The sequence below is a fragment of the Luteibacter sp. GL_149 genome (assembly GCF_057834065.1).
On record NZ_CM174395.1, the window covers coordinates 333,209 to 357,904 of the forward strand.

Here is a 24,696-nt window from a genome sequence, read left to right on the forward strand (position 1 = left end):
ATATTTTATGTACTGATGAGTTGACGAATGCCGAGGGCGCGCGGATAATCCTGTACCGGGCAGTTCTTTAATGAACTCCCGTGGCCGCCCCGGTATCGGATCCCCTCCCTCCCCCGCTTCGATACCGGGCTCGGCCTTTCTTCACGAAAGGGTGCTTACTATCCTTCGCTTTGCGTCGACCTGCGGGCCGGCGCTTCGCAAGCAAAGGACGAATGCTGCATGGGGCTCGAAATCGGATTGGTCCTGACCGCGATGCTCGTGGTGGGATTTCTTTGCCAATGGCTGGCGTGGCGTCTTCGATTACCGGCCATTCTTTTCCTGCTTGTCGCGGGCATTGTGCTGGGGCCGGTAACCGGCCTGCTTCAGCCGGATCGGCTGATGGGCGACCTGCTGTTTCCCGTAGTCTCCCTGGCCGTGGCGATCATCCTGTTCGAAGGCAGTCTGACGCTGCGTTTCGGCGAGTTGGCCGGCATCGGCAATGCTGTGCGTGGCCTGGTGTCCTATGGCGCCGTACTCGCACTATTGCTGCTGGCCGCCGCAGCGCACTGGATAGGAGGCCTGAGTTGGGAATTGTCGTTACTGTTTGGCGCGCTGACCTGCGTTACCGGACCCACTGTCATTGCCCCGATGCTGCGCACGGTGCGACCCAATGCACGCATTGCCAATGTGCTGCGCTGGGAGGGCATCGTCATCGATCCTGTCGGCGCGCTGTTCGCGGTACTGGTGTACGAAGCCATTGTTTCCAGGCGGGAAGGTCATTCCATCCAGGTGTTCCTCGGGACCATCGCGTGCGGCGCCATCATCGGCGCTATCGCGGCTTTCGTGCTGGGGCGCCTCCTGCGCCGGCAGAGCATTCCTGAGTATCTGCAGAACTACGGCACGCTGGCCGCCGTGCTGGCGGCGTTCGGCGCGTCCAACGCGCTGGCGCATGAGTCGGGTTTGCTGGCCGTCACGATCATGGGCATCGCGCTCGGCAATATGCGTGACGTGCATGTCGACGACATCATGGACTTCAAAGAGCATCTGACGACGCTGCTCGTTTCGACGCTTTTCATCATGCTCGCGGCCCGGCTCGGCTGGCCATTGCCTCCCGGCGCACTGATGTCCGGTATCGCCATTTTCGTTGTTGCGCAGCTCGCGATACGTCCGCTATCCGTGCTGGTGTCGAGTGTGGGCAGCGGACTCAACTGGAGGGAGCGCGCGCTTATCGCATGGGTCGCTCCGCGCGGTATCGTCGCCGCGTCCGTGTCGGCGCTGTTCGCGTTGCGCCTGGAAAAGATCGGCATGGCAGGGGCGGATCGTCTCGTACCGCTGGTCTTCCTGTTGATCATCGGCACCGTGGTATTCCAGAGCGCCACGGCGCGACCTCTGGCGCAATGGTTGCGTGTCGCGGAGCCCGAGCCGCGCGGCGTACTGATCTTCGGTTCCGACGCGGTCGCACTGGAAATCGCGCGTGCGCTCGCTCAGGTCGAGGGTCTTCGCGTCGTGGTCGCCGACGATGACTGGAACGGCATACGTCTCGCACGCATGGAAGGATTGAATACGTTCTTCGGCAATCCGGCATCGCAGGCAGCGGATCGTAAACTCGATCTGACCGGCGTGGGCAATCTTCTGGCGATGTCCACGCATCGCGAACTGAACTCGCTGGTCAGTGTGCATTACCGCGAAGCGTTCGGGCGGGACAAAGTGTATCGCCTGCGCAATCTGTCGCCAGCGGAAAGTCACGAACGTGCGTCGCTCGCGGGTAGCCTGCTCGCAACCGCGCTGTTCGACGAGGACATGACGCACACGCGCTTTGCCGACATGCTGCGCGATGGCTGGCGGATAAAATCGACGCGTCTGACCGAAACGTTCGACTGGCCGCATTTCATCGAGCAATACGGGTCGCCGACGGTCATGCTGTTCGGCGTCGAGGAAAAGGGCACGCTGCGCATTGCATCGGGCAAGCACGAACTGGAGCCGCGCCCGGGCTGGACCGTCATAGCACTGGTCCCGCCGTTGTAGGAGCCCGCAAGCGAGCTCCTAAAAAAGATTCTTCACGCATGGTCGGGGGAGGGCTCGGCTTCGCCATCGCTTTCGCCGTAGCACTCGGACGTTGCGGGGAGAGCCGTCGGCCACCGCCCTCGACGCTCCGTCTCCACCGTCGCTCGGGAAGGGATAGCCGCTGCGCGGCTGGTGCTTTAATGGCTGCGCCCCGTCGCGCCCGCACGGCGGGCGGGGGTTTTCGATTCGGCTCCTGCCTCAGCGAAAACGGCGGACCGTCCAGGTCCGCCCCCTCCGGGCCTTTTCCGCCCGCCGCGCTCGGTTCCGCAAGTCGCGTCGAGGGCGGTTGAGGTGGTCAAGTATTTCTAAACACCCGATGGGTTTTTTTTCGGGCCGTCAGCATCTCGTGGATGGCTGGCGGGACCTGACCGTTGGCCGCATGCAGGCGCCGGTAGTTGTAGTAAGACGTCAGGAAGACCGTGGCGTCGCTCTCGGCTTCGTGACGAGTGTCGTAGGTCCGTTGCATCCATTCGGTTTTCAACGACGCGAAGACCCGCTCGGCGACAGCATTGTCCCAGCAGTGTCCCTTTCGACTCATGCTTTGAGTGATTCCCAGGCCTTGCAGGCGCCGAATGAAGCCGAAGCTGTTGTATTGCGAGCCCTGGTCGGAATGGAACATCAGCTCACCCGAGGGCCTGCGGTCCTTCACCGCCTGATCCAGAGCAGCCAGCGCCAAGTTCGCGTTGGGCTGGATCGAGAACGCCCAGCCGACGATCCGCCGGGCATACAGATCCACCACGATGGCCAGGTACAGCCAGCCCTGTCGGGTCGGCAGGAAGGTGATGTCGCCGACCCAGACCTGGTTGGGCCGGGCCACGTTGAACTGCTGCGCAAGAAGGTTGGGGGCGGGCACCGCCGCCTTGCTCGCTCTGCGATAGGAGTGCCGGCGTACCCGTTCGGCCCACACACCCGCCTTCTTCATCAGGGTGCGGGCGCGATATCGACCCGTCGGCATGCCTTGCCGGGCAAGCTCCGCAGCCATGCGGCGTGTACCGTAGCTGCCTCGGCTCTGCCGATGAATCTGCCGAACCGAGGTCACCGCCTTCGGCTCGTCAGGAATCGGCCGTTCCTCCGCGCCGCGCCCGGCGTAGTAACTGCTGCGGGGGTATTCCATGGCGTCACAAAGCTGGGTGACCGCGTACGCCCCCTTCAGTTCGTCGATCACCGCCGTGGGCGATCGTTCTCCCGAACGAAGAAGGCGATAGATTTTTTTAGCAGTTCGCGCTCCTCCTGGAGCTTGAGCACCTGCGCCTCGAGCTCGACGACACGGCGACGGTCCTCGTCGGCCGTCCTTTGGCTGCCTGGCGCCGGATGCTCTGCCTGGTACATTGCCACCCACCGTCTTAACGCCGTAGGGCCGACATCCAACATCTCACACACCTGCCGTGTCGAATGGCCTTCGGCCAGGATCAGATGCACGGCTTCGTCCCGCTGCGCCTGCGTCATATTTTTACGTCCCATGGTTCACCTCGTTCTGGCTGTGAATCCCCTCAGGATGTCCAGAAAGATTAGACCACCTCAGGTGGCCGACGGCTCTTCCGGGTGTTGCGGTGACGTGGGGGAAAGCAGCGGGTGATGCATGACCGAGGGTGACCCGCATCCGGTCCGGTTCCGTCACGTGCTTGGCTCGCGCTCTATCTTCAGCAAACCGCAGTCGACGGTGCCGTGGCCGGGTTGGTCCTTGGGGCCGCCTTAGCCGAGGGCCGCGATGACTCGTCGGAGCGAAAGCGGCGCTACGGCCCGCTCCCGCAGGGACGGCGCCGAAGGCCCCAAGGGCCAACCCGGTCGCGGCTTCCTCAAGCCACGACCGTAAGGCGGCTGTCCCCGACCGAAGCTCGACAAGACACCTCAAGCCGTCCCCGCGAATGCATGAAGAACCAAAAATAGGGGCATCGTTTGCGATGCCCTTATCCCTCACGCGGCCGAAGCGTGGAACTGCTCTTCTTCCGTCGAACCGCTCAGTGCCGACAACGAGCTCAGCGAGCCGGCGATGACCTGGTTCACCTGGTCGAAGTAACCCGTGCCGACTTCGCGCTGATGCTTCGCGGCGGTATAGCCATGTTTCTCGGCAGCGAACTCCGCTTCCTGCAATTCCACATAGGCGGCCATCTGACGATCCTTGTAGCCGCGGGCAAGATCGAACATCGAGTAGTTCAGCGCATGGAAGCCGGCCAGCGTGATGAACTGGAACGCATAACCCATGGCGCCGAGTTCCCTCTGAAAGCTGGCGATCGTTTTCTCGTCGAGATTCTTTTTCCAGTTGAAGCTCGGCGAGCAGTTGTAAGCCAGCATCTTGCCCGGGAACTTCGCGCGGATGGTTTCGGCGAACCGGCGTGCCTGCTCCAGGTCCGGTGTCGACGTTTCGCACCAGATCAGGTCCGCATAGGGCGCATAGGCCAGGCCGCGGCTGATGGCCTGATCGATACCTTCCCTGGCTTCGTAGAAACCTTCTACCGTGCGCTTGCCCGTCAGGAACGGCTTATCGTGGTCGTCGATGTCCGACGTGACCAGGCCCGCGCCCATGGCATCGGTGCGTGCGACGATCAGCGTCGGCACACCGGCCACGTCGGCGGCGAGACGTGCCGCGATGAGCTTCTGTACCGCTTCCTGCGTCGGCACCAGCACCTTTCCACCCATATGCCCGCACTTCTTGGCACTGGCCAGCTGGTCCTCGAAGTGCACGCCCGCCGCGCCGGATTCGATCATGTGCGCCATCAGCTCATACGCATTGAGGACGCCACCGAAACCCGCTTCCGCGTCGGCGACGATCGGCACGAGCCAGTCGGTTCCGTCCTTGCCTTCCGCATGATGAATCTGGTCGGCGCGCAGCAGTGTCTTGTTGATCTTGCGCACGACGTTCGGCACCGAGTCCACCGGGTACAGCGACTGGTCGGGATACATGGTGCCCGCCGTGTTCGCGTCGGCGGCTACCTGCCAGCCAGACAAGTAGATCGCTTGCAAGCCGGCCTTCACCTGCTGCATCGCCTGGTTGCCCGTCAGGGCGCCCAGCGCGTTGACGTAGGGCTGCTCGTGCAACGAGCGCCACAGGCGTTCGGCGCCACGGCGGGCAAGCGTGTATTCGACCTGCACCGTGCCGCGCAGACGCGTAACGTCTTCGGCGGTATACGGGCGCTCGACGCCGTTCCAGCGGTCGTTATTCTTCCAGTCCAGCGTGATCTGTTCGGCGGTCTGCGTCTTCATGATGGATCTCCGTTCAAGAGTGGATATGTCGTGGCGATCAGGCGAGCTGGTCGTAGGCGGGCAGGGTGAGGAAGTCGCGCAGTTCGTCTGCGTGGGTCAGGGTCGAGATCAACGCGGCGGCTTCGTCGGCACGGTCGTGACCGGGGAACTGACTCTCGCGTAGCCGGCGGGCGTGCGCGGCGAGTGCGTGATCGAAAAGCGCGAAGTCGATGGGTGCGTGATCGCTGAATTCGATCGGGCCGTGATGTAGCCACTGCCATAGCTGCGCGCGTGCGATTTCGGCGGTGGCCGCATCCTCCATCAGGTTATGGATGGGGACACAGCCCAGGCCGTCGAGCCATGCGGCGGTGTAACGAAGGCAGACTTCGACGTTGTTGTCGAAACCCGCCCGCGTCACGGTGCCGGTGGCCGGAGCGATCAGTGTGTCGCGCGATGGATTTACATCGTCGCGCAGCACGTGCAATTGGTTCGCCGAAGGCATGTGCGCATCGAAGATGGCCTTCGCGATCGGGACCAGTGCGGGGTGCGCCACCCATGTACCGTCATGGCCGGCGATAACTTCGCGTAGTTTGTCGGCGCGCACCTTTTCCATGGCCGCATCGTTCGCCGCGTCGTCGCCGCGAATGGGAATCTGCGCGGCCATGCCACCCATCGCAAAGGCGCCGCGACGATGGCAGGTCCGGATCAACAGTTCCGAATACGCCCTCAGGAACGGCACCGTCATCACCACCTGACCGCGCTCCGGCAGCAGGCGATCGGCGTGTGCACGGAACGTCTTCAGATAGGAAAAAATATAATCCCAGCGCCCGCAGTTCAGCCCGACGATACGACGACGAAGCGCGTGCAGGATTTCGTCCATCTCGAAAACGGCGGGAAGCGTTTCGATCAGCACTGTTACTTTCATGGTGCCGCGTGGCAGGCTCAGCTGGTTCTCCGCGAACGACATCACGTCTTCCCACAGCGCAGCCTCTTCCATGCTTTGCAATTTCGGCAGATAGAAAAACGGCCCCAGGTCGTCGGCATGCAGCCTTGCGGCGTTGTGAAATGCGAACAGGCCGAAGTCGAGCAGGGCACCGGCCAGCGTCTCGCCATCCACCGTGACGTGGCGTTCGGGCAGATGCCATCCGCGTGGCCGGATAACGAGGACAGCGGGATCGATGCCAATGCGGTACTGCTTGCCCTCGGGGCTGGTGTATTCGATCGATCCGTCGATAGCGTCGCGCAGGTTGCGCTGTCCGTCGATCTGGTTGGCCCACGTCGGGGCGCTGGAGTCCTCGAAGTCGGCCATGAACACCTTGGCACCCGAATTGAGCGCGTTGATGATCATCTTGCGTTCGACGGGGCCGGTGATTTCCACGCGACGGTCCTGAAGTGCCGCCGGGATGGGCGCCACAGTCCAGCTGTCCTCGCGGATAGCCGCCGTGTCCGTGCGGAAGTCCGGTAACTCGCCAGCGTCGTAAGCGGCCTGGCGGACCACGCGCCCGGCGAGGAGCTCGAGACGGCGACCATTGAAACGGCGGTGCAGGGTGGCGACGAACGCCAGCGCCGCGGGCGTCAGTACGTCGGCATAGTTCACCGAAACGGTGCCTGAAACCTCGATGCCGGGGGTCAGGTCGATGACGTCCTTGGGTACAGCCATGGCGTTGCTCTCCACGTAAGTCGTGATTGCAAGCTAGGCCTTTGGACGTCATGTTGACAAAGCAAATGTTTCAATTCATATCATTAACATTACTAATGTTATACGTATCAATATGATTTGGCTGGGGAATGATTATGGTTCGCAAGATGAATGCCCCGGTAAAAGCTCGAAAAGTGCCCGCGAAGCGCGCCGTTAGTCAGTCGGCGGGTGAGGGCGACATCGCCCGTTTCTACTACAAGGGCAACCGGCTCAAGCAGCTTCGCGCCTTTGTCTACACGGTCCGCCTTGGCACCCTGACTCGAGCCGCGGAGGCCCTGTTCTTATCCCAGCCCTCGATCAGCCTTCAGCTGAAGGCGCTGGAGCGGGAGCTCGGCCTGCCTCTTCTGGAGCGAACCCGTCGACGCATCACGCTTACCGATGCGGGCGAGACGCTCTACGAAATGGCTCGTCCCCTGGTCGAAGGTTGGGAGACTCTCGATAAGAACTTCCTCGCGAAAACACGCGGCACTCAGGCCGGACGCCTGACCGTCGCAGCGGGGTCGTCGACCATCCAGTACCTGCTTCCCGAACTGGTCAAGGCCTACCGCGAACGCTTTCCGACAGTGCAACTCCAGCTTGCGAACGTCACCGGGAAGGATGGCCTGGCCCTGTTGCGCGCCGATGAAGCCGATATCGCGATCGGCTCGATGATCGATGTACCCAACGACATAGCCTGGGCGCCGTTCCAGCATTACGATCCGATGCTGATCATGCCGCCCGATCATCCGTTGGCGAAACGTACCGACTTACGCCTGGAAGACCTCTCACCGTACGGACTGATCCTTCCGCCGCAGCGCCTGACGACGTATCGCCTTGTCGACATGGTTTTCCAGCAACGCCACGTGCCATACACCGTCGCGATCGAGGTCGGCGGTTGGGACGTCATCAAGCAGTATGTGGCGATGGGGCTAGGTATCTCCATCGTCACGGGTATCTGCATTACCGATGCGGATCGCGAACGACTTGTCGTGCGCAACATGCGGCAGTACTTCCCGCAACGCAGCTATGGCGTTGTGATGCGCAAGGGTAAGTTCCTGAGTCCCGAGGCGCGTGCGTTCATCGATCTGATCCGGCCGGGATTGCTGACGCATCGCGATTACGACGAGTCGGGCCATTCGGAACGCTAGGCCTGCGGCGGTTCGATCTTCGATCGCGCCTATCTCCTTTGTCATCGTGCCCCCCTCCATCGTATCGGCATGGCATGTAGCTGCATCTGAAGGCGCGTCGTTTCTATCCGTAACGTCCCTCGTGCAAGGCTGACTTGAATGCCCGCGTCCGACCTACGTAGAAACGTCCTTGAGTGGGCGAAGATCAGTTTGCGCGATACCGCGCGAAATAAAGGACGCGTCAATGACGTCATGGAAAGATCTTCTGCTTCTCGCCGCTCTGACTCCTCTGACTGCAGTCGCAGCATCGCCGATATCCGCTGGCATGAGCGATAGCAATTTCGCAGTCACGGCAAATACTGCATGCAAACCATTTGTCTTTGAGTTCACCAGGTCGGGTTATGCCGAAATTGGCTACATCACGGAATGGGAAACGGAGTCGCCTTGCGGGGGTAGCCTGTTCGTATCGCTATCCAGTCAGGGTGCGCATTTCCATATCCTGAAAGGATTGATGTCGGAGGTTGTTTACGACAGTCGTATCGGCGGACGCGACACGTTCATTCCCAAGCTGGATGGTTCGCGATACGTCTTGCAGGTCTACAAGCAGGATCCGAATGCCGACGGCGACTATTCGTTGACGGTACGTTACCGCACACCCTGAAAAGTGCCGCGTGATGGCTTGCCTTCGCGCGGCGTTTTCATTGACGGCGTCGTACTCGCTTTAGGTTGTCGCCATTGCTATAGAAGGCGGGCCTTCTGAGCAGCATGATATGGGTCATTGTATGAGGTCGTCAGGCCATAACATCGAGGCGCGATTCGGACCTCAAGACAGCGATGACATCTTGCAGCCTTGTCGCCGCTTCGGAAGCGCGCGCGTAATCGCGGGCGGTGTTTGGTCCATATTCGGACTTGTCCAGACTCCACTTTTCTGGCCTCCGCAGCCATGAAAGCGACGGCGTCGATAGGGTCGTTTCCGTCCGCGGGAAGTACGAAAAATGTGGTGGATGACCTGTTAGACAGGTGACCTTCGTTCAAAAGCCTCCCCATCACCTTGGCAAGGTCTTTCGGTCGAGTGTTCTGTAGATTGACGTTGCGAAGGAAGTTCTTTGTGTCTTCCGACATGGACGAAAGAGACTCGGACGCGGAGGTGTATTCGAGAGGATTGTCAACATAGCCGCGGTCGCTGGACTCGATCCTCAGGTATTTATAGCCTTTTGAGTCGTAGGAGGGTATGAAAAACGGGGCATATCGGTTGAGTCCTTGATGAATGTAAGGCGCGCTACCGAAAGGCAGCGCGCCTTTGTTTCTTTCGTCGCAACGACATTCGTCATCGCCTCGCGCCCCGCGATGCTTCCCACGACACGGCGCGAACATCGCGCGGATGGCGATCATGTCGGTTTCGACGCTGTCGGTCGGGTGGCGCAGCGGTCCCAGGGTGAAGGTCTTGCTGGGATAGTCGATGAAGATCGCCCGGCTAGGGCGTCGACACGCAGCGACTGTTTTGGCCTGGAACTGGCAGCTTATGCGGAGCTCAAGCTGACCGGGGGCTGGTCCGTCGGCCTACGCCCGCCGACAGACAAGTTGCGCATCAATTCAGGGATCAATTGCCCAGAATGCTTTCGCGCATCAAGGCGCTCGATAAAGGAATGCATATGAATAAATCCATGAAATGGATTGCCGCGGCACTGCTATGTCCGGCACTTGTCACGGCCTCGATGGTGTCGAAGCTGGTACCGGTGGATTTTCCCCATACCCATTTCGTGCACTTCACCACGGGAGGGCTTGTCAGTGAGGATTCGCTTTATCCGACCTACCACTTCAAGACCCAAGCCGAAGCCGTCAGTAGCCTCGCCATATCGATCAAGAGCGAAATAGCGTCGTTTGTCGTGGAAAAGATCGAGTCCAACGACGTGGGTCATATTGTCTACGACAGCGATATTGATTCAGCGGAACACGAATTTTCTGACAATGCCATGTTCATCCCGGACCTCGAGGCTGGGGAGTACAACATACTTGTTCGGCAGGGGAGCAAGAGCGGCGATGGAAACTATGACATTACGATCAGCCTTCACAGCAGCGGCAGTTTATAGGCACGGGAAGAACGAGATTAATTCGCCGCATGGTGTCAGGAATGGCCTCGTGACGTTATCCAGGCCATGACGACTATCTGGCGTCGACGTTCAGTCGTCGGCGTCAACCCATTAAGCCCCGCGATGCTTCCCACGATACGGCGCAAACATGGCACGAATGGCGATCATGTCGGTTTCGACGCTGTCGGTCGGATGGAACAGCGGTCCCAGGGTGAAGGTCTTGCTGGGATAGTCGATGAAGATCGGTTGGATGGGGACGTTGGCGCCGCGCGCGATGCGCAGGAAACCGGATTTCCAGTGCTGCACGTGTTTGCGTGTGCCTTCGGGTGCGATGCCCAGCCACATGCGTTCGCGGGTGTTGAAGCGTTCGATCATCTGGCCGACGATGTCGTTGGCGGCCTTGCGGTCGATCGGCACCATGCCCAGGCGGCGAAGGATGGGACCGAAGGGTCCGTTGAGCGCTTCGCGTTTGATCATGACGCCGAGATCGACGCCGATGCCCGACTTGATGAGCAGGCCCCAGACGCCGTCCCAGTTGGACGAATGCGGTGCGCCGATGACCACGACCTTGGAGAGGTTGGGCAACTGACCTACAAGACGCCAGCCGCTGCGAGCAATGGCCCAGCGACAGAACCGCTTCCAGAGCGAATCCGGTAACGCAGGCGCAAGCGGCGGTGGATAGTCGGGCAATTCGCTCATTCGCGGCCCCAATCCTTGCTGCGCGTACTCTTGATGTTGCCGCGCTTCTGCTTGCCGACGAGGCGGCGCTCTTTCGAGGCGCGCGTCGGCTTGGTAGCCACACGCTTTTTCTGAACGACGGTCGCTTCGCGGATGACGTCGATGAGGCGATCGCGCGCATCGTCGCGATTGCGTGCCTGATCGCGGAAGCGGCGGGCCTGGATGACGAGCACGCCGGCGTCCGTCATGCGGCGGTCGCGGCGCGCAAGCAGGCGTTCGCGCAACTCGTCCGATATCGAAGGCGACGATGCGACGTCGAAGCGAAGCTCGACGGCGCTCTCCGTCCGGTTCACATGCTGCCCGCCGGGACCGTCCGCGCGCATGAAGCGCTCGACGAGCTCGGATTCGGGAATGGCGATGGACCGGGTAACGATAAGCATGATGGGTGGCGATTCTAGCAGTCGTCGCGGAGGGCGGATGTCAGTGCGTCGCCCCACTGGAAACGCTCGAGAATGCGCTGCCACGTATCGTCCAGTCCCGCCTCGATCGCCAGGGGCTGTCCGCTGACCGGATGGGCGATATCCAGTCGCAGTGCGTGCAGCAGCAGGCGATGCGATGAAAAGTACTGCTTGAAAAGGCGGTTATGGTCGCCGCGTCCATGCTGGCTATCGCCGATCAGGGGGTGATGGATATGCGCGAAATGTTTGCGGATCTGCCGGAATCGGCCGGTTTTCGGCTCGGCCAGCAGTAGGGAATAGCGCTGCCGTTCGTAGCGTCCGAGTGCGATTTCGACTTCCGTCGTCGCCAGTTGCCGGTAGTCGGTCGACGCCTCGCGACGCGGGCCGCTGTCGCGCGAGCCGGGTAGCGGGTAGTCGATCGTGCCTTCGGCGGGTTCGGGCCAGCCGCGTGCGACGGCGATGTAGCGCTTGCGTACCGTCCGGCCCATGAACTGCTCGCCGAGTGCCGCCGCCACTTCCGGCGAGCGTGCGATCAGCAGTACGCCTGATGTGGCACGGTCGAGGCGATGGGCAAGATGTACCCGTCCATCGATCTGCTCGCGAAGCATGTCGATAAGGAACGCGTCATCGGGACCGACGAACTTCGACCGGTGCACGGCAAGGTTCGCAGGCTTGTTGACGGCGACGATGTCGTCGTCCTGAAAGAGGATTTCCAGCATGGGTGGTTAGCGCGTGCCGCGCGGCCAGCCCGCGACGAACGCGAGTGTGCCGGCGACACCGGCGGTAACCGCAGGCCAGACGCCGTGCGGAAGCAGTGTGGCGAACAGTGCGGCGCAAATCAGAAGGGCGCTGCCGAGCATGGTAAAAGCCAGCAACCGGCGTGTCTGCCTTGCATCGTCGCGCGCCACGGCAAGCGCGACCGGATCGGCAACTTCGCGTTTCTCGCCACTGGCGACGCGTCGCAGTGCATCTCGCACCAGCTCGGGCATCTGCGGCGCCATGTGCAACCATTCGGGCGCGCGGCGACGGAACTCGCGCAGTGTTGCGCGCGGGCTGTAACGTTCGCGCAGAATGCGTTTCAGCACCGGATGCGCCACGGCCCAGATGTCGATCTCCGGATCGAGCATGCGGCCGACGCCTTCGATATTCAGCAGGGTCTTCTGCAGCAGGATCAGTTGGGGTTGCAGCGTCAGCTCGAAACGCCGGGCCGTCTGGAATAGCTTGACGACCAGTTCGGCGATGGATATCTGCGACAGCGGACGCGTGAAATACGGCTCGCATACCGTGCGTACCGCCGCTTCGAGTTCGTCGATGCGCACGGTGCCCGGCATCCAGCCCGCAGCGACGTGTAGCTGCGCGATACGCGCGTAGTCGCGCTCGAACAGGGCGATGAAGTTCTCGGCCAGCCAGTACTGATCGGCTTCGGGAAGCGAACCCATGATGCCGAAGTCGAGCGCGATGAAACGCGGCTCGTCCACGCGCGCGGTATCGACCCAGATATTTCCCGGATGCGCGTCGGCATGGAAGAAGTTGTCGCGGAATACCTGTTCGTAGAACAGGCGTACGCCCTTCTCGGCGAGACGTTTGCGATCGATGCCCGCCGCTTCGATGGCGGCGACATCGTCGGCGCTGACGCCGTGTACGCGTTCCAGCGTGAGCACGCGCTCGGTACTGAAGTCCCAGAAGATCTCCGGAACGTAAAGATCGACGCCGGTTGCGAAATTGCGGCGAAGCAGGCTTGCGCTGGCGCCTTCGCGTTGCAGGTCGAGTTCGTTGGAGAGCATCTTCTCCACTTCGGCCACGACGTCCAGCGGGCGGATTTTGTCCGCATTGGGATGCCAGCGCTGCGCCAGTGTTCCCAATGCATGCAACAGATCGACGTCGCGCGCGATGCGCTGGTCGATACCCGGACGCAGCACTTTGACGACGGCTTCGCGACCGTCAAGCAACGTCGCGGCATGCACCTGTGCGATGGATGCGGATGCGAGTGCGGTCTCGTCGAAGCTGGCGAACAGCGTGTCGACCGATGCGCCCAGTTCGCGTTCGACGATCGCCCGCGCCTCGGTGCCGGGGAAGGGCGGTACCTGATCCTGCAAAAGGGCCAGCTCGTCCGCGACATCCGCGGGCACGAGATCGCGGCGGGTCGACAGCACCTGTCCGGCTTTGACGAAGATGGGGCCCAGCTCGTTCAGCGCCAGCCGAAGTCGTGCGCCGCGCGACAAAGCCCGTACATCGGCGGAGGGACGCGGCAGGAATGCCCGGACAATCTTCAGCGGACGAAACAGATGCGCGCCATCGACAAGATCGTCGAGCTGGTAGCGAAGCAGGATGGCGGCGACGCGCAGAAGGCGCGGCGCCAGACGCAGCGGCGTCATGCGCGGTTTCCTTTCGCGGTGCGGTCCAGCCGGGCCAGCCGCGCTTCCAGTCGCTCGGCGCGTTCGCGCACGGTGTCGACGCCATCGAGGAAGCCGTCCATCTCGCCGGGAGCGACGGCGACGCGACCTTCGTCGCGCAGCCAGTCGGCACCGTCTTCCGTCAGATGTGCGGCGGAGGTGCGGGCGTGTGCCAGCCCCTCGCGCAGCGCGCGGGCCAGGGGGACGCCGATGACATCGCCGAACGTGCGGGCGAAAGCTTCTTCGACGTCGGGTGCGTACTGACGAGCCAGTCGCTCCAGCCGGCGTGCCAGTTCGGCGTCGCCGGAAATGTCGACGGAGCCCGGCGACACGCCGTCCTCGTCGCGGCGCATGGCCATGGCCAGCAAACTGCCGGGCGATGCGGTGACGCGCAGGTTGCCGCCGCCTTCTTCTGCCGGTCCGACACGCAGGCGGCCTTTCTCGACGGCGATGCGCAAGGCCAGTTCCGGACCGCGCAGATGTACCTGAATGCTCCGGCCATCCAGCGCGTCGAGGCGCTGGCGCGTTTCTATATCGAGATCGACGGCACGATTCAGCGCCGCTTCGAGCGCGCGGCCCGCAAGCACGCGCAACGGCCGGGGCAGAAACCGATGGGGGCCGGCGTCGGCCGTGGGACGGGTAGGAGTCATCGCCCGATTGTAGCGTGGGCGCCGTACCCGATGGGTTGCTAGCCCGCCGCACCCTCGAAGCCGAACTGGCGCCACGCCTCGAAAACGGCAATGGCAACGGTGTTGGACAGATTGAGGCTGCGGCTACCCGGCCGCATCGGCAGGCGCAGGCGTTGCGTCTCGGGGAGCGCATCGAGCACCGCGTCGGGCAGACCGGCCGTTTCGCAGCCGAACAGCAGGGCGTCGCCCTGAGCGAAGCGTGCGTCCGTATGGGCCGTCCGGCCGCGCGTGGAGAACGCGAATACGCGGGGCTGTCCCAGTGCGGCGAGACAGGTTTCGAGGTCGTCGTGCACCGCGACGCTCGCATATTCGTGGTAATCCAGACCGGCGCGGCGCAGGCGGCTGTCGTCCAGCTCGAAGCCAAGCGGTCGCACAAGGTGCAATGCCGCACCGGTATTTGCGCAGAGGCGAATCACGTTGCCCGTGTTGGGCGGTATTTCGGGTCGGAACAGGATGACATTCAGCATTCGCGCATTATGAATCCAGACGCGGGCAGATGAGACCATCGGGTGGAACCGCGCAACCGGTCTTCGCGGCGCTGACGACCGTACCCGTGCTGCCGTTGGCGGCCAGCTGCACGACGGCGCTGGGGGAAATGAGCATGTTGCCGAGGATCAGCCCAGAGACGAGCAGCGAGGCAACGAAGAGACCGCGAAGCATCAGCATTTCGTATTTCATGACCGTGTCCTTATGACGTGTTTTTTGACGAAGCCGCCCTTTGCGGCATGACTAGTAACGCAAACGCCGTGCCACTTCGTCAGGGCCTGCAATAACCTGATTTTCATGAGGTTTGTCATATTGGCCTGGCGTCGGACGGTGTCCGCGGACACCGCTCGCGGTCAGTCGGACAGCGGACAACCCCTTCCTTCGAGCATTTGCGTCCGGCTGTGGCGACGGGCTAGCCTTGATGGGCTTTGGCCATTCCGGCCGGTAAGGAAACCTGCATGAAGAAACCGATCGCGTTGCTCGCCGCCAGCCTGATTTCGTTCGTCGGCGCTGCCGCCGCCACGAATCCGGCGGACACCATCCCGGATATCGCCTTCACCCGGTTCACGTTGTCCAACGGTCTGACCGTGGTGGTTCACGAGGATCACAAGGCGCCGGTCGTGGCCGTCGGCATCTGGTATCACGTCGGCTCGGCCGACGAACCGGCCGGCAAGACGGGTTTCGCGCATCTGTTCGAACACCTGATGTTCTCCGGTTCGGAAAACCGCAAGGGCACTTATTTCCAGCCGTTCGAACTGGCCGGTGCCACGGACATGAACGGTACGACGTGGTTCGACCGCACGAACTATTACGAAACCGTGCCCACCACGGCGCTGGACATGGCGCTGTGGATGGAATCGGACCGTATGGGCCACCTGCTTGGCGCCATCGGACAGAAGGAGCTGGATACCCAGCGCGGCGTGGTCCAGAACGAGAAGCGCCAGGGCGAAAACCGCCCCTACGGGCGCGTGGAAGAGAACCTTCTCGTCAATACCTATCCGGCGAACCACCCGTACCACCACGACGCGATCGGTTCGATGGCCGATCTGGACGCGGCATCGCTCGCGGACGTGAAAAAGTGGTTCCACGATTACTACGGCGCCGCGAACACCACGCTGGTGCTCGCCGGCGACATCACCGCCGCTCAGGCGAAAGCCAAGGCCGAGAAGTACTTCGGCGACATTCCGGCCGGTCCGCCGGTGCCGCGTCAGCAGGCGTGGATCACGCCGGTCGCCAAATCCACCCGCGGCACGCAGCACGATCAGGTTGCGCAGACGCGCATCCTGCGTACCTGGGTCGTGCCGGAGCTTGGTACCGACGACGCTACGCAGCTTGACCTTGCTTCGACCGTGCTGGGCGGCGGCAAGACCTCTCGTCTCTATCAGCGCCTGGTCTACAAGGATCAGCTCGCCGACGACGTGGCGGTGACCATGGCGCCATTCGCGCTTGCCAGCCAGTTCCAGCTCAACGTCGACGTAAAGGAAGGCGTGGATCCGGCGAAGGTGGAAGCCGCCATTGCCGATGTCTGGAAGCAGTTCCTTGCCGATGGCCCGACCCAGGACGAACTCGATCGCGCCAAGGTCAGCAATCGCGCCGGTTTTGTCCGTGAGTTGGAGAAGGTCAGCGGTAAGGCCGCGCTTCTGGCCAGTGGGCAGGTTTATCGTGACGATCCGGGTGCTTTCCGCAAGGATCTGCAGCGCTCCGAGGACGCGACGATCGCAAGCGTCCGTAAGGCATCGCAGACGTGGCTGGCGAAGGGCGACTACACGCTTACCGTGCTGCCGGCAGGTAAGGGCTTCGATCCGGAGGCCGAAGACAAAGCGGTTGCCGGTCTTGGTACCGCCACGGGGCGCCCGGTTGCGGCGCTGCCCGCAAAGCATGCGTATACCGTCGCGGCCAGTCAGGTCGATCGCAGCAAGGGCGTGCCGAACGTCGACACCTTCCCCTCGCTGTCCTTCCCCACTCTTCAGCGCGGGAAGCTGAAAAACGGCATCGAGGTCGTTCTGGCCGAGCGTCATACAATCCCCGTAACCCAGGTGCAGCTGCTGTTCGATGCGGGCTATGCCGCCGACGAAGGGCGCAAGCCGGGTACCGCGAGCTTTACGTCCGCGCTGATCGACGAAAGCACCCGCACGCTGGATTCGGTCGAAGTCACGCGGCGCAAGGAGCGGCTTGGCGCGGTGATCGGGTCGAGTTGCTCGCTCGATACTTGTTCCGCCGGACTCAGCGCGTTGAACAGCGACCTCAAGCCGTCGCTCGACCTGTTCGCGGACATCGTGCGCAATCCCGCCTTCAAGGCCGACGACATCGAACGCGTCCGCCGCCTGTGGCTGGCCGGTATCGCGCAGGAAAAAACCGAGCCCACGAGCCTGGCGTTGCGCACCCTGCCGCCGCTGCTATACGGCGCCGGCCACGCGTATGGCATTCCGTTTACCGGCACCGGAAACGAAGAGGCCATCCGTTCGCTTACCGCGAAGGACCTGACGAACTTCCAGCGCGACTACCTGCGTCCGGACAACGTGCGGATTCTCGTCGCGGGCGATACGACGCTTGCCGCGATCCTGCCGCAGCTCGATGCCGCGTTCGGCGACTGGAAGGCGCCGGCTTCGGCTATCCCGACGAAAAACATTGGCAAGGTCGCCGCGCAATCGAAGCCGCGCGTCTTCCTGATCAACCGTACCGATGCGCCGCAGTCGCTGATTCTGGCGGGTCTCGTCGCGCCGTCCACGAAGGCGAAGAACGCACTCGATCTCGGCATTGCCAACGGGGCGTTCGGCGGCACGTTCACGTCGCGGCTGAACATGAATCTGCGTGAGGAAAAGCGCTGGGCTTACGGCGCGGGCAGTATGCTTTCCGATGCGAAGGGGCAGCGTCCCATGCTGTTCTACGCACCGGTGCAGACGGACAAAACCGCCGAGTCCGCTGCGGAAATCCTCAAGGAGACGCGCGACGTCGTCGGCGCACGGCCGCTCACCGCGGACGAGATCGGCAAGATCCGGTCGCAGCGTATCCGTGCGCTGCCCGGCAGTTTCGAAACGACCAGTGCGGTGCTTTCGTCCATGGGCGGCATCGTCATCTACGATCGCCCGGACGACTACGTCCAGACACTGAAGTCGCGCATCGAAGGGGTGGACCAGAAGGCAGCCGAGGCGGCTATCGCCGAAGTCATCAAGCCGGATGCGCTGACCTGGGTCATCGTCGGCGATCTCAAGAAGATCGAGGCGCCGGTCCGTGCGCTGAAACTCGGCGATGTGCAGATCATCGATGCCGACGGCAAGCCGGTGCATTAACGGACTCGAAGGCGCGGCCCGTTCCGGGCCGCGCCTTCGGCTACGATAGCCCCGTCCGCAAGTTCACGGAGTTCCGCATGCGCAAGATCCTCGTCCTACTCGTTCCTCTCACCCTGTCCGCATGTACTTGGGGCATCAAACTCGACGACGCGGCCAAGAACGTGCGTACCGCGTGGAACGGCGATGTCTCCAGTTGCCAGGAACTGGGCAAGGTCACCGTCCAGGTCATGAATCGCGTCGGCCCGGTGGATCGCAACGACCTCACGGTCCGCGACGAACTGGAAGTGCTCGCCCGCAACGAAGCGGCCAAGATGCACGCCGACACGATCAAGCCGCTGGGCGAACCTTCGGAAGGCTCGCAGCCCTGGGGTGCTTACACCTGTGGAGCCCGCGGTGCGACGCCCGCACGTAACGTCGCGCCGTCGACGACGCCTGCCCCTGCCACCGCGCCGCAAGGCGGCTTCGAAACCGTTCCGCTGAAGAACTAGACGTCGCCGGGCCCGGCTGACTGCGCTGCGAAAGTTCGCGTCAGCCAGTCGACGAACACCCGCACGCGCGGCGACAGCTGGCGGTTGTGCGGATATAGCAACGATACGGGCGACGGTGTGGGCGGGTAATCGGATAGCACCCGCTCGAGCCGTCCCGCCGCCAGGTCGGCCGCTACGTGATAGACCGGCACCTGGATCAGGCCAAGGCCCAGCCGGGCCATCGCCACGCAGGTTTCCGCGCCGCTGACCGTTACGGTGGCCGGCAGGATGACTTCGGTGACGCGGTCTCCTTCGACGAACTCCAGCGGCAACACCGCTCCCGTCGCCGACGAAACGAATCCGACGACGCGATGACCTTCCAGGTCGCGCGGGGTCTTCGGACGGCCATGACGGTCGAGATAGTCCGGGCTGGCGAAGGTCGATTCTTCCAATAGCGCGACGCGCTTTCCCACCATGCTGCTGTCCTGCAGGTCGCCCACGCGCAGCACGCAATCGACGCCTTCGCGCACCAGGTCCACCAGGCGATCGCCCTCGCCCACATGCACCCGGATATCCGGGTATTCGTCGAGGAAGGCCGGCAGGGCAGGCAACACGAAAGCGCGGGCGAGCGTGCCGTGGACATCGATGCGGATCAGCCCGCTGGGCCGTGCATTCACGAACGCGGCTTCGGCATCTTCCACGTCGGCCAGGATCGCCAGGCAACGCCGGTGATAGGCCTCGCCATCCAGTGTGGGGCTGACGTGGCGCGTCGTTCGCTGGAGCAGACGAACGCCCAGCCGGGTTTCCAGCCGCTTGATGGCCTGGGTCACGGTGGAGCGGGGCAGTTCCAGGTCCTGGGCGGCCAGCGTGAAGCTTCGCCGTTCCAGAATCCGGACGAACAGACGCATGGTGTCGAAACGGTCCACTGAATCCCCAACTGTTCGTTTTGCTGGAATAGTGTTGGCAAATTTAGGCTGATTATCCATCCATAGCAACGCGAGCAAACTTTCTCCACACCGGCATTCCGTCGGATCGGGAGAAAAACATGAACGAGCTTACGAACAAGGTTGCCATCGTCACGGGCGCTTCCCGCGGTATCGGCGCTTCCGTCGCGAAGCGGCTGGCAAAGGACGGCTTCACCGTCGTCGTGAATTATGCCGGTGGTGCGGCCGCCGCCGAGGCGCTGGTCGGCGAGATCGAAAAGGCGGGCGGCAACGCCATCTCGGCCCAGGCCAATGTCGCGAACACGGCGGATGTCCTCCGCCTCTTCGACCAGGCCGAGAGCGTGTTCGGCGGCGTGGATGTGCTGGTGAACAACGCCGGCATCATGCACCTGGCCAGTATCGCCGAGACGGACGACGATGCGTTCGATCGCCTGATCGCGGTCAATCTGAAAGGCAGCTTCAACACCATGCGCGAAGCCGCGAAGCGTCTGCGTAACGGCGGCCGCATCGTGAACTTCTCGTCCAGCGTGGTGGCGCTGCTGCAGCCCACATACGGTCCGTACGCCGCGACGAAGGCGGCCATCGAATCGCTGACGACCATCCTGGCCCGCGAACTGCGCGGCCGCCAGATCACGGTCAACGCCGTCGCCCCGGGGCCGACCGCTACCGGCCTTTTCCTGACCGGCAAGTCCGACGAGCTGATCGATCGCCTCGCGAAACTCGCGCCGCTTGAGCGTCTGGGCACACCGGAAGACATCGCCGCCGCGGTCGCGTTCCTCGCCGGCCCGGATGGCTCCTGGATCAACGGCCAGACCCTGCGCGCCAACGGCGGAATCATCTGATTCGACCCCTTCCCGCATTGCCATCTATTCGAGGTACGTCACCATGAAACAGATCATTCTCATCACCGGCGCATCCAGCGGCTTCGGCCTGCTGACCGCCCGCGCCCTGGCTGCCGCCGGCCACACCGTCTACGCCAGCATGCGCGACATCGCCGGCCGCAATGCGCCGCAAGCCGAAGCCATCGCGCGCGAAGCGAAGGAGCGCGGTATCGACCTGCGCACCGTCGAACTCGACGTTACGTCTCAGGCATCCGCCGACGCCGCCGTGCATCACATCGTCGAAACGGATGGTCATCTGGATGTCCTGGTGCACAACGCCGGTCATATGGTTTTCGGTCCGGCGGAGTCCTTTACCGCCGAGCAATACGCACAGCTTTACGACGTCAATGTGCTGGGCACCCAGCGCGTAAACCGCGCGGCGCTTCCCCAGCTTCGCAAGCAGGGAAAAGGTCTGGTGCTGTGGGTCGGTAGCAGCAGTACGCGCGGCGGCACGCCGCCCTATCTCGCACCGTATTTCGCCGCCAAGGCCGCGATGGATGCGCTTGCCGTCAGCTATGCGGGCGAGTTGGCCCGTTGGGGTATCGAAACGACGATCATGGTGCCGGGCGCCTTTACCAAGGGCACCAATCACTTTGCCCATTCGGGCAAGCCGGCCGACGAGGCGCGTGCCGCCGAATACGACAACGGTCCCTATGCCGGCCTGCCGGATGCGATCCTCAAAGGTCTGTCGGGTCTGGAGCCTGCCGACGCGGACGCAGGCTCGGTCGCTATCGCCATGGTTGGGATCGTCGATATGGAACATGGCAAGCGTCCGTTCCGCGTCCACGTCGATCCTTCCCAGGATGGCGCGGAAGTGGTGAACGGCGTCGCCGATCGGGTCCGGACCGAGATGTTCCGCCGGATCGGTCTGGAAGATCTGCTGCATCCGCGCCGGGTGTAATCTCCGACGACGATCTTGGGGGCGTGCCGGTGCACGCCCCCATCATGGTTTTCGGGTTGCGGGGAGAGAACGGCATTGAGCGGGATCAGCGAACTGCACATCTCCAGCTATCGGCCGCACGGCACGATGGATGCGCACCAGCACGACGAGGCGTGGTTCTGCCTCGTGCTGGCGGGAGGATACGAAGAGCGTATTCGCTCGCGAGCGAATGACCACCTTCCTGGCGACCTGCTTTATTGCCCGGCACATGCCGTGCACGAACAGCGTTTCGGAGCCGTGGGCGCACGAAAACTCCTGTTTTCCCCCGACGAGAACCTGCAGGCGTTGTTACGGGAACATGGCGTCCATCTCGACGAAGCCCCCAGCATTCGTCGGTCGGCACGGCTTCTCCGTATCGGCGACAGGCTCGCCGCCGAGCTGGACATCGACGATCCATTCGCCAGTTTGTCGGCGCAGGGACTAGCACTGGAACTGGTGGCGGCGCTGGGTCGCGGTTTCAACGGCCGTGTCGATCCATCGCCGCCGCTATGGTTGCGGCGCCTTCGCGACTGTCTTCATGACGATCCCTCCGCCGATGTCTCGCTCGACCGGCTCGCGGCAGTCGCCGGGCGCCATCCTGTCCATGTCTCCCGAAGCTTCCACGCGTTCTACGGCGTTCCCGTAGGCGATTACGTGCGTCGGCTACGCGTCGAGAAAGCTGCCGTGCTCCTTCGCTCGACGCGACGTCCGCTTATCGATATCGCGATCGAGTGCGGTTTCGCTGGTGCGGCGCAGTTTTCCCGCTCGTTTCGGGCGGTGTTCGACAGTACGCCGTCCAATTACCGCAAGGCTGTGCGCTAAGGCGACGCAAGTCCGCTAAATAACGCAAAGCACGGAGCCGGTAACGCCCGATAAAGTGGGCGATCTTTCGATGGTGGGGCGGCGATATGCGTGTACGGACCATGGTGGTTGTGGGGTTGGCTTTAGCGTTCGCGATGGCGACCGCTGCCGCTGAAACGCATAGCATCGATCAGCGCGCTTACTTTGCGAGCCCGGAGGCGGAGCAATCCGACCGCAAGGCATTGCTTGCCGATATGGCGGCCGTCGTATCGCCGACATCGCCCACGCCGCGCGAACTGCTCGATTATCTGCATGGAGTCGAGGCGCTCCTGGCGCGGGGTCAGCGGCACGGCGCGTGGTTGCATTTACGCTCCGCACTCGATATCGACGATCGCGAAACCGCCGATGCCAAGAGCGCCATGGGTAATGCGATTGGACAACTCGTGATGCAGGTTCGCTCCACATTGCGCAGTCTCGGCAAAGACGGCTTCGACAAAGCGGTTGCCAGCGAGCCGGCGCTGGGAACGTATAGCTACCTGCTGGAACGGGCCTTGAGGAGCCTGCCGCACGAGCTTCCCGATGCGCAGCAGTCCATCCTCGATTCGCTCAGCGATGCATCGTCGTCGGATTACTGGAACATCTACCAGAAGACGAAGCGCAGCACCGATTTTGGCAAGATCGCCACGGCCTCGGGCGAGCGGGATATAAACAAGGACGCGGATGCCTTACTGCGCGATCCGGACCGGTCCGTGCGCCAGCAGGCATGGACGCGGCGTTGGGATGCCTACGCGGGCCGCAGCGACATCTACGCCAGCATTCTTCTGGGCGTCGTACGTCTCAACGATCGCACCGCGCGACTCCAGCACTTCGACGACGCCCCTGCCGCGGCCTATTTCTCGCGCCAGTTCGATCGTAAGAATGTCGACGAAACAACGAAGGCGGTCGAAGCACAGGCCGATACGCTGAAGAACTATCAGCGTATCCGTGCGGAGCACATAGGCGCGATGACGGGTATCGTCGATGTGCATTCGTGGGACATGGCGCTTCCGCCGCCAGGATTCGTGCCGCCGACATTCACCTACGAGAACATGCGCAGCTCGGTATTGCGCGCACTGCGTCCGCTTGGCCCCGGCTATGTCGCGCATTTCGCCGCGCTGCTCGATCCCGCCGCCAATCGTACCGACCTGGCCGAAAAGCAGGGCACTCGGGTGAGCGATGCGTTTTCCATCGCCGCGCCTGGCGTGCCAGCGGGACTCTTCGTCGGGACTTATGAGGGCGCCGTTAAAGACGCGAGCGTGGTCGCGCACGAAGGTGGGCATGCCATCCATGCGCAGCTGATGAACGAACATGGTGTGTCGCCGTTCTTCAATCACGGTCCAAGCTGGATGCACGAAGGCATCGCTATCCTCAACGAGATGCTGTTCTACGAAGACCTGTACCGGAACAGCAAGGATCCCGCGACCCGCGCGTTCTACCTGCAATCGCAACTGGACGAGATGACCTTCGAGATATTCACCTCGGCCGAAGAGGGAGAGCTCGAGCAGGCGATCTACGACGGTACCGTGGCGGGAACGATCAAGAACGCCGCCGACCTGGATGCCCTGACGCTGTCGACGATAAGTCGCTTCGAGATATGGCCCGCCCGCGACCCGCAGCTGGCGCATGCGTGGATGACCAAGCGCCTCATGTACCAGGATCCGCTCTACCTGGTGAACTACCTGTACGCCGGTTTGCTCGCGACGAAGATGTTCGACATGGCCACCCGCGACCCGGCGGATTTCCAGAAGCGCTACGCGCGATTGCTCGCCGAGGGGTTCGCCGCGAAGCCGGACGACATCCTGCGACGGTTCTTTGGCCGGGACCTGTCGCCCGGCGAACTGGTGGCTACCGACATGGAGGTCATCCGGCGAAAGACCGCGGAACTTGCGGTTCTATATAAGAAAATCGAGCAAAAACGATAGCCTGGGTCTTCATGGCGCGCCAGCTCGGGCGCCATGAACTTATCCATATATTGATAGTTCAGTTATGAACTATATACTACTGAGGTAATCAAACGAGATTCGCGACCATGTCCAGCTTCGCCCCGACCGAGCAGCGCCTTGACGTCACCCTGGGCAAGTACCGCGAATTTCCCCGGCAGCCGGCCGTTCTGGTCCGCCTGGTCAAGCATCTGTACAAACAGATTCACGACGAAGCCAATGCGATCCTGCGGCCTTACGGGCTCAACCACCCCGAGTACAACATCCTGATGATGATGTACGGCACGACGGACAACGCCATGAACCCGTCCCAGCTCAGCGATGCGGCCGGCGAGAAGTCGGCGAACGTCACGCGGCTGACCAACCAGTTGTGCGACAAGGGTCTCATCGCCCGTACGGCCAGCGAAGACGACCGCCGCAAAGTCACGCTTACCCTTACCGATAAGGGCACGGCGTTGATCGAGGGCTTTCTGCCCGGAATTTCGACGCTTCTGCTCCAGCAGACCGGCAACCTGACGACAGGCGAGCAGGGCCAGCTGGAACAATTGCTCAAGAAGATGCTGGAAGGTTTTCCCGCCTGAGGCAGGGGCCCG

The 24,696-nt window shown here is 62.7% G+C and carries 23 protein-coding genes; 11 read left to right on the plus strand and 12 right to left on the minus strand.

From position 1 onward, the window contains the following. The first annotated feature begins 219 nt into the window (after positions 1-219). The gene (locus tag AC3IR3_RS01510; RefSeq protein WP_489195293.1) at positions 220-2,004 is read left to right on the plus strand and encodes a cation:proton antiporter; all 1,785 of its coding nucleotides are present in this window, start codon (positions 220-222) and stop codon (positions 2,002-2,004) included. 334 nt (positions 2,005-2,338) lie between these two features. Here AC3IR3_RS01510 and AC3IR3_RS01515 read toward each other — a convergent pair whose 3' ends face one another. The 4 genes from AC3IR3_RS01515 to aceB all read right to left on the minus strand — a co-directional run bounded on the left by AC3IR3_RS01515 (position 2,339) and on the right by aceB (position 6,883). Next, positions 2,339-3,208 (minus strand): IS3 family transposase, encoded by an 870-nt coding sequence (locus AC3IR3_RS01515; RefSeq protein WP_489195294.1) that lies wholly within the window; start codon positions 3,206-3,208, stop codon positions 2,339-2,341. After that, a complete protein-coding gene (locus AC3IR3_RS01520; RefSeq protein ID WP_489195295.1) occupies positions 3,205-3,504 on the minus strand; it encodes a transposase in 300 nt (99 codons plus the stop codon). The genes AC3IR3_RS01515 and AC3IR3_RS01520 overlap by 4 nt, the downstream gene beginning before the upstream one ends. Before the next feature lie 453 nt (positions 3,505-3,957). Next, positions 3,958-5,247 carry an isocitrate lyase gene (aceA, locus tag AC3IR3_RS01525; RefSeq protein ID WP_489196995.1) on the minus strand — a complete coding sequence of 430 codons (1,290 nt, stop codon included), beginning with the start codon at positions 5,245-5,247 and terminating at the stop codon, positions 3,958-3,960. Positions 5,248-5,281: 34 nt separating this feature from the next. Then, positions 5,282-6,883 carry a malate synthase A gene (aceB, locus tag AC3IR3_RS01530; RefSeq protein WP_489195296.1) on the minus strand — a complete coding sequence of 534 codons (1,602 nt, stop codon included), beginning with the start codon at positions 6,881-6,883 and terminating at the stop codon, positions 5,282-5,284. 134 nt (positions 6,884-7,017) lie between these two features. On the opposite strand from aceB, the gene AC3IR3_RS01535 reads away from it, so the two are divergent. From AC3IR3_RS01535 to AC3IR3_RS01545, 3 genes are all read left to right on the plus strand, one after another. Next, positions 7,018-8,049 carry a LysR family transcriptional regulator gene (locus AC3IR3_RS01535; protein WP_489195297.1) on the plus strand — a complete coding sequence of 344 codons (1,032 nt, stop codon included), beginning with the start codon at positions 7,018-7,020 and terminating at the stop codon, positions 8,047-8,049. 223 nt (positions 8,050-8,272) lie between these two features. Further along, entirely contained in the window at positions 8,273-8,689 is a 417-nt protein-coding gene (locus tag AC3IR3_RS01540; RefSeq protein WP_489195298.1) for a hypothetical protein, read from the plus strand. Positions 8,690-9,680: 991 nt separating this feature from the next. Beyond that, positions 9,681-10,118 carry a hypothetical protein gene (locus tag AC3IR3_RS01545; protein WP_489225035.1) on the plus strand — a complete coding sequence of 146 codons (438 nt, stop codon included), beginning with the start codon at positions 9,681-9,683 and terminating at the stop codon, positions 10,116-10,118. 111 nt (positions 10,119-10,229) lie between these two features. On the opposite strand, the gene AC3IR3_RS01550 is transcribed toward AC3IR3_RS01545, so the two are convergent. Genes AC3IR3_RS01550 through AC3IR3_RS01580 form a run of 7 tightly spaced genes read right to left on the minus strand, consistent with a single transcriptional unit; the run spans position 10,230 to position 15,014 of the window. Continuing rightward, the gene (locus tag AC3IR3_RS01550; protein WP_489195300.1) at positions 10,230-10,817 is read right to left on the minus strand and encodes a 1-acyl-sn-glycerol-3-phosphate acyltransferase; all 588 of its coding nucleotides are present in this window, start codon (positions 10,815-10,817) and stop codon (positions 10,230-10,232) included. Continuing rightward, positions 10,814-11,236, minus strand: coding sequence for an alternative ribosome rescue aminoacyl-tRNA hydrolase ArfB (gene arfB / locus AC3IR3_RS01555; protein WP_132142449.1), 423 nt, complete (start codon positions 11,234-11,236; stop codon positions 10,814-10,816). The genes AC3IR3_RS01550 and arfB overlap by 4 nt, the downstream gene beginning before the upstream one ends. A gap of 14 nt (positions 11,237-11,250) precedes the next feature. Further along, positions 11,251-11,973 (minus strand): pseudouridine synthase, encoded by a 723-nt coding sequence (locus AC3IR3_RS01560; protein ID WP_489195301.1) that lies wholly within the window; start codon positions 11,971-11,973, stop codon positions 11,251-11,253. A 6-nt stretch (positions 11,974-11,979) separates the two neighbouring features. Beyond that, positions 11,980-13,629 carry a ubiquinone biosynthesis regulatory protein kinase UbiB gene (ubiB, locus tag AC3IR3_RS01565; RefSeq protein WP_489195302.1) on the minus strand — a complete coding sequence of 550 codons (1,650 nt, stop codon included), beginning with the start codon at positions 13,627-13,629 and terminating at the stop codon, positions 11,980-11,982. Then, positions 13,626-14,297, minus strand: coding sequence for a ubiquinone biosynthesis accessory factor UbiJ (locus AC3IR3_RS01570; protein ID WP_489195303.1), 672 nt, complete (start codon positions 14,295-14,297; stop codon positions 13,626-13,628). Before AC3IR3_RS01570 ends, ubiB begins: the two co-directional genes overlap by 4 nt. A 38-nt stretch (positions 14,298-14,335) precedes the next feature. Beyond that, the gene (locus tag AC3IR3_RS01575; protein ID WP_489195304.1) at positions 14,336-14,803 is read right to left on the minus strand and encodes a tRNA (cytidine(34)-2'-O)-methyltransferase; all 468 of its coding nucleotides are present in this window, start codon (positions 14,801-14,803) and stop codon (positions 14,336-14,338) included. A 7-nt stretch (positions 14,804-14,810) separates the two neighbouring features. Beyond that, entirely contained in the window at positions 14,811-15,014 is a 204-nt protein-coding gene (locus AC3IR3_RS01580; protein ID WP_489195305.1) for a hypothetical protein, read from the minus strand. Between the two features lie 266 nt (positions 15,015-15,280). Here AC3IR3_RS01580 and AC3IR3_RS01585 point away from each other — a divergent pair, with 266 nt between their 5' ends. Together AC3IR3_RS01585 and AC3IR3_RS01590 are read left to right on the plus strand one after the other, a co-directional pair. Continuing rightward, positions 15,281-18,112, plus strand: coding sequence for a M16 family metallopeptidase (locus AC3IR3_RS01585; RefSeq protein ID WP_489195306.1), 2,832 nt, complete (start codon positions 15,281-15,283; stop codon positions 18,110-18,112). Positions 18,113-18,189: 77 nt separating this feature from the next. Next, on the plus strand, positions 18,190-18,600 hold the full coding sequence (locus tag AC3IR3_RS01590) for a DUF4156 domain-containing protein (protein ID WP_489195307.1): 411 nt from the start codon (positions 18,190-18,192) through the stop codon (positions 18,598-18,600). Here the strand turns inward: AC3IR3_RS01590 and AC3IR3_RS01595 are convergent. Beyond that, entirely contained in the window at positions 18,597-19,505 is a 909-nt protein-coding gene (locus tag AC3IR3_RS01595; protein WP_489195308.1) for a LysR family transcriptional regulator, read from the minus strand. The genes AC3IR3_RS01590 and AC3IR3_RS01595 overlap by 4 nt on opposite strands. A gap of 119 nt (positions 19,506-19,624) precedes the next feature. Between AC3IR3_RS01595 and AC3IR3_RS01600 the strand changes: the two genes are divergently transcribed. The 5 genes from AC3IR3_RS01600 (at position 19,625) to AC3IR3_RS01620 (ending at position 24,684) form a co-directional block, all read left to right on the plus strand. Further along, the gene (locus AC3IR3_RS01600; RefSeq protein ID WP_489195309.1) at positions 19,625-20,365 is read left to right on the plus strand and encodes an SDR family oxidoreductase; all 741 of its coding nucleotides are present in this window, start codon (positions 19,625-19,627) and stop codon (positions 20,363-20,365) included. Between the two features lie 43 nt (positions 20,366-20,408). Beyond that, positions 20,409-21,305, plus strand: coding sequence for an SDR family NAD(P)-dependent oxidoreductase (locus AC3IR3_RS01605; protein WP_489195310.1), 897 nt, complete (start codon positions 20,409-20,411; stop codon positions 21,303-21,305). A gap of 75 nt (positions 21,306-21,380) precedes the next feature. Next, complete coding sequence (locus AC3IR3_RS01610) at positions 21,381-22,145, plus strand: helix-turn-helix domain-containing protein (protein WP_489195311.1); 765 nt, start codon at positions 21,381-21,383, stop codon at positions 22,143-22,145. Positions 22,146-22,231: 86 nt separating this feature from the next. Next, entirely contained in the window at positions 22,232-24,085 is a 1,854-nt protein-coding gene (locus tag AC3IR3_RS01615; RefSeq protein ID WP_489195312.1) for a M3 family metallopeptidase, read from the plus strand. Between the two features lie 107 nt (positions 24,086-24,192). After that, positions 24,193-24,684: a MarR family transcriptional regulator gene (locus AC3IR3_RS01620; protein WP_489195313.1), complete on the plus strand. Its 492-nt coding sequence runs from the start codon at positions 24,193-24,195 to the stop codon at positions 24,682-24,684. The last annotated feature ends 12 nt before the right edge of the window (positions 24,685-24,696 follow it).